This is a genomic window from Bacteroidales bacterium, assembly GCA_012517825.1.
In the GTDB taxonomy this organism is placed as follows: Bacteria; Bacteroidota; Bacteroidia; order Bacteroidales; family JAAYUG01; genus JAAYUG01.
The window spans coordinates 1-7,542 of sequence record JAAYUG010000143.1 but is presented as its reverse complement, the minus strand read 5'-3'; the positions used below and the strand labels follow the sequence as shown (position 1 = coordinate 7,542).

General features: G+C 42.2%; 6 protein-coding genes. 2 read left to right on the top strand and 4 right to left on the bottom strand.

The features are described from left to right. From GX419_10150 to GX419_10135, 4 genes are all read right to left on the bottom strand, one after another. Positions 1-113, bottom strand: a 113-nt coding sequence (locus GX419_10150; GenBank protein NLI25054.1) for an AAA family ATPase, incomplete at its 3' end; no start/stop codon positions are given. 111 nt (positions 114-224) lie between these two features. After that, on the bottom strand, positions 225-902 hold the full coding sequence (locus GX419_10145) for a cobalamin-binding protein (GenBank protein ID NLI25053.1): 678 nt from the start codon (positions 900-902) through the stop codon (positions 225-227). A gap of 198 nt (positions 903-1,100) precedes the next feature. Continuing rightward, positions 1,101-1,445 carry a hypothetical protein gene (locus GX419_10140; protein ID NLI25052.1) on the bottom strand — a complete coding sequence of 115 codons (345 nt, stop codon included), beginning with the start codon at positions 1,443-1,445 and terminating at the stop codon, positions 1,101-1,103. A 42-nt stretch (positions 1,446-1,487) separates the two neighbouring features. Continuing rightward, on the bottom strand, positions 1,488-2,357 hold the full coding sequence (locus tag GX419_10135) for a sugar phosphate isomerase/epimerase (GenBank protein NLI25051.1): 870 nt from the start codon (positions 2,355-2,357) through the stop codon (positions 1,488-1,490). A 199-nt stretch (positions 2,358-2,556) separates the two neighbouring features. Between GX419_10135 and GX419_10130 the strand changes: the two genes are divergently transcribed. Both GX419_10130 and GX419_10125 read left to right on the top strand, forming a co-directional pair. Then, on the top strand, positions 2,557-5,292 hold the full coding sequence (locus tag GX419_10130; protein NLI25050.1) for a PAS domain S-box protein: 2,736 nt from the start codon (positions 2,557-2,559) through the stop codon (positions 5,290-5,292). Between the two features lie 410 nt (positions 5,293-5,702). Beyond that, positions 5,703-7,542, top strand: a 1,840-nt coding sequence (locus GX419_10125) for a glycoside hydrolase family 5 protein (GenBank protein NLI25049.1), incomplete at its 3' end; no start/stop codon positions are given.

The following is a 7,542-nucleotide window of genomic DNA, read 5'->3' as shown; positions in this document are numbered from 1 at the left end:
AGAATTGATTTGCCGGCTCCGGTTTCTCCGGTGATGGTTGTAAGTCCCCTGCTAAACTCCATATCCAGGGAACTGATCAGTGCATAATTCTGAATATGAAGCGACTGTAACATTACCGAACTAAAAATTCCTTTTGGCGAAAGTAATGAAAAGTTGGCAGGAAAACATATTCGAAACACTCCAACAACACATCCCGGGCTACTGCCTTGTCCTTTATAAAAACGTCAGGCGATCTGATTGAGGTACTCAACGGCTCCCTGGGGATCGGGAGAATAAAAGTCAGCACCAATTTTTTTGCAAAAGTCCATTGAAAGAGGGGCGCCACCAACCAATATTTTTATGCCGGGAACTGAAGCTTTCAGATCACGCACAATTTTCTCCATATTTACCATGGTGGTTGTAAGCAAAGCCGACAAACCGACCACACAGCCGGGATGCTGCCTGGCTGTTTCAACAAATTTCTCTGATTTTACGTCGGTTCCAAGATCAATGACTTCCCAGCCGCTTCCTTCAATCATCATCGCCACCAGGTTTTTGCCTATGTCGTGCAAATCACCGGCAACTGTTCCAATAACGAACTTGCCTTTACGTTTCACTTCCCCGCTCTGGAAGTATGGTTTGAGATGCTGCATGGCGGTGCTCATGGCCTTGGCCGACATAAGTACCTGAGGGACAAACACCTTATTTTCTCTGAATTTAACTCCAACACGTTGCATACCAATAATAAGCCCCTGAGAAAGAATTTCCTGTGCCGAAATTCCTGCATCCAGAGCTTTCCGTGTAAGTTCATCTGCCCCTTCCTGGTTCTTCATCTCAGGAGGATAAGGCGAAGCCATGTTGATTTTTCCAAATTCAACGCAGAATGCAATTTTTTCAAGAATTTGACGGTTATCAGTTTCCATGGTTATCAGGATTGTAGTTCAAAGTAAAAAATTATTTTTCACCTGACAAAATGCTTCACAAACCAGCCTGAGCAATAACCATATCAGATACCGTCGGTAACTATTCCTCCCAATGTCATATTCCGGGGTGGAGGAGACTTCCTTTGTGAAAGATAGAACAACCTTGATTCATGCGGCCCCAGTGAAATGCTGATTTCTTCAGACAATCCGTAAGGAATGGAGTTGCCTTGCATCAAGCGTTATGGTAATTTTAGCTGTCCCCATTATGTATTCAATCAGCCCTCCTCCGGAAAATCTTTTTACCCTCACCTGTTCAGGATGAAAAGCATTTTCACCTATGGCCGGATAGCAACCTGTTACGGCAATATCGCCGGCCACAATGTCAAATGCCCCGTTATCAAGTATTCTCCAGGAAGCCGGAAGCGTTTTAGTCTGCCTGTTTTCTCCGGAAATTCCTATCGGGCTGCGCAAGGAAAAGGATCCCGGAAAACCGGTAGCCAGGGCAGAAAAAGATGAGAGCTGAAGAAAGGTTCTGCGCTTCATTATTTTCTTTCGTAATGATGTTTACCAAATCCAGTTAGGCAATCATACAAGATTGATCTGGTCTTTTATGTATTTCAGGGAATGTTCTACCTCAACAGGAAAATCGTTCCAATTGCACTCAATAGAGATTTTCCCTTTAAATCCAGCTTTTTTCAGGGCACGGAAGTATGGAACAAAATCCTGACCATGCGTTCCCGGAGCTGCCCGGTTAGTTTTTTCGGCTACATGACAGTGCACAATCCTTTTTCCTGCCTTCAGAATCGACCTGAGGGTCTCATTTTCCTTCAGCATATGGTACACATCACACAACAGCCCTACAGCCGGGTGATTCACCTTGCTGACAATGGCATTGGCTTCTTCAAGGGTATTGATAAAATTTGTCTCCTGCCGGTTCAGATGCTCAAGGGCGATGGTAACCTGATATTTTTCGGCGATTTCTCCCATTCGTGCCAGCAAGTTGGTAAACTGTGAAAAAGCCTTATCGTAGGCAAATCCGTCAGGAATTTTTCTGGCACCACCGCTTCCAAGAACAATGATCCGAACACCAGCCTGCTGTGCCCTCGAGAAAGCAGTTTCTGCCCACTGAAAAACCTTTGCTTCATCCACTTCATCTCCTGTCAGCCGGAGTTCAGCCGGGAAAAAACTGTTGCAAGACGGAACAGGAAGCGGACTCTCCTTCAGAAAATTCAGCGATTTCTCAAAATCCTCATAGTCGCTTCCAGGTTTTAAAAACCTTCCCACTGCTTCTTCGACAAAATCACCACCGGCCTTCAAAACCAGAAAAGCATTTGTAGCATTGGTACATACTCCTACCAAAGGGTTGAAACGACTACCTCCATGCATTCCCGACAAACCAATTGCCAGAAAAAAACCCTTTTCAACTGAAGCTGTTATGAAACGGCGACGGTCCATTGATGCTTTGTTTGGCGAGCAAAATAATAAAAAAACCAACCATTTAGCATTTTGATGAAAAAAAAACAAAAACATTCTGCAGGATTGAAACCTATTTTTCTTCATTGCGTAATATTTATTCAGATAAACAACTTTATCTGAATTCTACATGTGTAGCGTACCCTTAAACTAACCGATTAGAAACCATACCGTTCTGATAATGAAGGAAAAGAAAAAGAAAAACCTGTCCCTTTCTCATTCAAGACCTATTCTCATTGTGCATAAAAACCCGGAACAGTATGTTTCGTTTGTACCTTCATGGTTAAAAGATTTTGCCATTCCGTCAGAAGAAGCAATTTTCGTTTTTGACAAAACCAAGTCTGTTTACCTGCTCAGCGAAGAATCGGTTTCCTGGTTGAATGATCTGTACTATGACGAAACCGGAACAATAAGGTTTGATATCAATAGCTCTTTGTGGAACGATATTACAATGCTGATGGAACAGGCGCGAAAAGGCAAGAAACCCGTTACCAGATACATAACCTTTGAAGATGCGTCAGGCAGAAAACTTGTGGCAACAACCAGGATGTTCCCGGTTTTTGAAGGGGGTTCTTTTTCCGGTGCAATCTGCTTTATGAAAAATGGGAAAACAATAAAAAAAAAGGAAACACATGACGAAGCGAAGGAAAAAAAGCTCCTTGAAGCTCAACGTATAGCTCACATGGGAGATTGGGAAAATGATGTAAAGGCAAATCGTGTTATCTGGTCTGAAGAAACATATCATATTTTTGGATATTCACCGGGAGAAAAATCACCTCAGGATATTTTCAATGATCATTTACATCCTGATGATCGAGAAAATTACTGGAAAAATATTAAAGAACGACTTGCATCAGGGCAAAAAAAAATACCCGATTACGAATTCCGTATTATCAATAAACAGGGAGAAATAAGATACTGTATTGCAAGGGGAGAATTTCAGTATGACGAAAACGGAAAACCATATTATGCCTTCGGAACTATTCAAGATATAACCGAAAGTACTCTATTAAAGAAATCTCTGGCTGAAAATGAGAAAAAGCTCCGAGCTATTGTAGAAACCTCTCAGGTGGGCATTATACTGGTTAACCAAAATGGTATTATTACCTTTTCTAATGATGCCATGGCCGAAATGCTGCACATGACAATATCAGAGCTTGTGGGCACTGCGTACACGGATCATTTGCATCCTTCGGAATCTGATCAGGGAAAAGAACTGATGAATAAATTGATCCGGGGAGAAACGGATAGGGTATTGACTGAACGGCATTACATACGAAAGGACGGTTCTGATTTCTGGGGATTATTGAGTGGAAAAAGACTCACTGATGATCAGGGAAATCTCACATCGTTGGTAGGGGTAATTATGGATATTTCCGAACAAAAGGCTATTCTTCAGGCTCTGCAGAAAAGCGAAGAAAAATTCAGGTCAGTCTTTGAAATGTCGCTGAACCTTATCTGCATAATAGACCTCAACCATCTGACATTATTGCATACAAATCCCGCATTTAATGAAATGGCAGGCAAAGCAAGAGAACCAGAAGGAGAGGACTCTATTCTCAATTTTCTTCATCCCGATGATAAACAGAAAATGATAGAATTATTCGATAAGGTTCTTCGTAAAGGGAATTGTGTTTATCATCTCGAAAACCGTTTTCTTGCAAAAGATGATCAATTTCATATTCTTGACTGGAATATAAAACCCGATCTGTTGTCGGGGCTGGCCTATGCAATAGCCAATGATATCACCGAGTTGAAATCCTATCAGAATAGTTTGATAGAAGCTAAAGAACAAGCAGAAGAAAATGATCGTCTTAAATCGGCATTTCTTGCCAATATGTCGCACGAAATAAGGACTCCCTTGAATGGCATCATCGGTTTCTCAGAATTATTATGTCATCCGGGTATTGATGAAGCGACCCGCACTGAATATGTCGAAATACTGAATACATGCAGCCAGCAGTTAATTTCTATCATTGAAAACATTCTTGATATCTCAAAAATTGAAACAGGACAGGTGAAAATCAAAAAGACACAGGTCAATATAAATGAATTGTTAAAGGATTTATATACCTCATACGAAAAATACTTTGAAAAGAACGGAATTGATTTGCGGCTTTCACTCTATCAATCTGATCCAGATTGTTTTATATATTCAGATGAAACAAAAATCAGGAAAATTATCACCCATCTGCTCGAAAATGCATTAAAATTCACCCCTAAAGGATATGTTACCTTTGGTTGGACTCTTCAAAAACACTGTATTGAATTCTTTGTTCAGGATACAGGAGTAGGTATTCCAGAGAATTCAAAGCAACAGATATTCGAAAAATTCTATCAGGCTGATGCAGGTATAACAAGAACCTATTCAGGATTAGGTTTGGGATTGTCGATCAGCAAATCTTATGCCGGGATGCTGGGCGGGAAAATCCGGCACGAACCCTACGCAAAAGGAGGCACAGTATTTCTCCTTTCCCTGCCTATCGAAGATGTTACCATAAAGAAACGCTTCACAGCACAAAACACAGTTACAGAATTGTACAGGAATTCAGGAAAGGAGCTAAACGTTCTGATTGTCGAAGATGAAGAAGCCAATTTACGATTTCTCGAAGAGGTTTTTAAACAAATCAACCTTAGCGTATTAAAAGCATTCAACGGGCTGGAAGCTGTGGAAATGTGCAAGAAAGATGCACGGATTGATCTGGTTCTGATGGATTTAAAAATGCCTGTAATGGATGGTTTTGAGGCCACCTCCCAAATAAAAAAGATGCGTCCCGGTCTTCCTGTAATCGCACAAACTGCTTTTTCTGACCAAAATATTAGAGAAAATCTGAATTCGGCCGGATTTGACGGTTATCTTGAAAAACCAATCCGAATACAAGCTCTCTTTGACCTGATAAAAAGGTATTCAGGTTAGAATCCTGAACCGATATATGAACCCGCATACCCAGGTGGCCCATTTTACTTTGTTTCATCCGAACAAAATTGATTTTCAAAGGTCGGATAGCCTGCCCCGCCAAAGCGGGGGAACACCCATGATTTGAAGTTTGTTCATAGGTGTTTGTGTTTGCAATACATGGGTGTTTCAGCAGGGTTAACCCGTATACCACCGCTAAATGCCAAGCCACTATGTATTAGTCTGCTTACCTTTATGGCACATAATCCGGAACAAGTATTTGTTGTTATTTTTGTACATTTAATCTGCCAGAAGAGTTATTTACTGCGTAAGCTAATTTAAGAAATTAACTGAAACTTATTCCCTGTTTGGATTCAATACAAATCGGTCAATCGTGTCTTTATAATACCAGAAATAAACCCAATCAAGCCATGAAAGCATTAATGAAAAGAACTGTCTTGTTTTGCCTTATACTTAACGCAACATTTATTGCATTTCTTTTTCCCCAGGTCCCTTTTCACCGCGGGGTTAATCTTACCGGCTGGTTTCAGGCAGGAAGTCCGGAGCAGATTCAATTTACGCGTTACACGCGAAAAGATTTTGAAAACATCAAGAGCCTTGGTTGCGACGTAATCCGGCTTCCGATAAATCTCCATTCCATGACACAAGGCTCCCCCGATTATATTCCGCATCCTCTCTTTCTGCAGTTTCTTGATTCGGCGGTAACCTGGTCTGAGGAACTGCAGATTCATCTGATTATCGACAACCATACATTTGATCCCTCGGCATCAACTGATCCAAATATTGGGAACATTTTAAACAAAGTGTGGAACAACATGGCACGGCATTATAAAAACCGTTCGCAATACATTTACTATGAAATACTGAATGAGCCGCACGGAATCAGTGATGCGGTATGGAATCAGATTCAGCAGAACGCCATAAGTGCAATCCGCGCCGAAGACACAATCCATTACATCGTTGTCGGCCCGGCCAACTGGAACAGCTACAACAATCTTTCCAATCTTCCGGTTTATACTGATAAAAAGCTCATTTACACCTTTCATTTTTACGATCCTTTTGTATTCACCCACCAGGGAGCAAGCTGGGTTGAACCATCGATGGAACCGCTGGCCGGGGTGCCGTTTCCTTACAATGCATCCAGCATGCCGGCTTGTCCGCAATCACTTAAAGGAAGCTGGATTGAAAGCGCTCTGAACGCTTATCCCAACGAAGGAAATGTAGAAAAGGTAAAACAGCTCATCGACATTGCCGTAGCGTTTAAAAACAGCCGCCAGGTACCTGTTTACTGCGGTGAATTCGGAGTATATATTCCCAACAGCCCTCCGGACGACAGAGTATTCTGGTATCAGGCTGTGCGCTCCTATCTGGAAGAAAAAGGCATTCCCTGGACCATCTGGGATTACCACGGAGGTTTCGGAATATTTAAGAAAAACTCCGCCGGCCTGTTTGAACATGATGTAAACATCCCTCTGATCAATGCACTGGGACTCACACCACCGCCACAGACCCCGTTCATCCTCCAGCCCGACACGGCGACCATCCCGCTGTATACCGACTATATTGAACATGGCATTGAAGCAACAGGATGGATATCCTCCGGATTCATCAGCTACTATGCCTCCTCCTTCCCCCGGATAGGTTCCTACTGCCTCGATTGGTTCAGTCCTTCTCAATACAATTACATGGCGTTCGATTTTGTTCCTGACAAAGACTTAAGCCTGCTTGTTCAGCGAAGGTATGTTGTCGATTTCTGGTTTATGGGCAACAAAACCGATGCTGTATTTGACATCCGTTTTCTGGATACAAAAACCGAAGACCCGTCCGATCATCCCTGGCGCATGCGGTACACCATCAATCAGCAGGTTGTGCCATTTGACGGCCACTGGCATCATGTCAAAATACCCCTGGCATGGTTTGCTGAACAAGGCTCCTGGGATAATAACCAATGGTACAATCCTGTTGGAGCATTTGACTGGACACGAATCGACCGTTTTGAAGTAGTGGCTGAACATAAATCCCTGCCGGATGTGTTCCTGACCTTCGATAATATTTTAATTACAGATTCCCTTGCCACAATTAATAATAAAAAAGAAGCTGATGATATGATTTTTCGTATCGTCCCTAATCCGGCGGGGAATTATGCTCAAATACTTTTTAGTTCAACATCTCAGGAGGCAATAACTATCAGAATTTATTCCGTAACCGGAAATCTGATCCGCGAATGGACTCTGCATCCGGCTTCCGGTT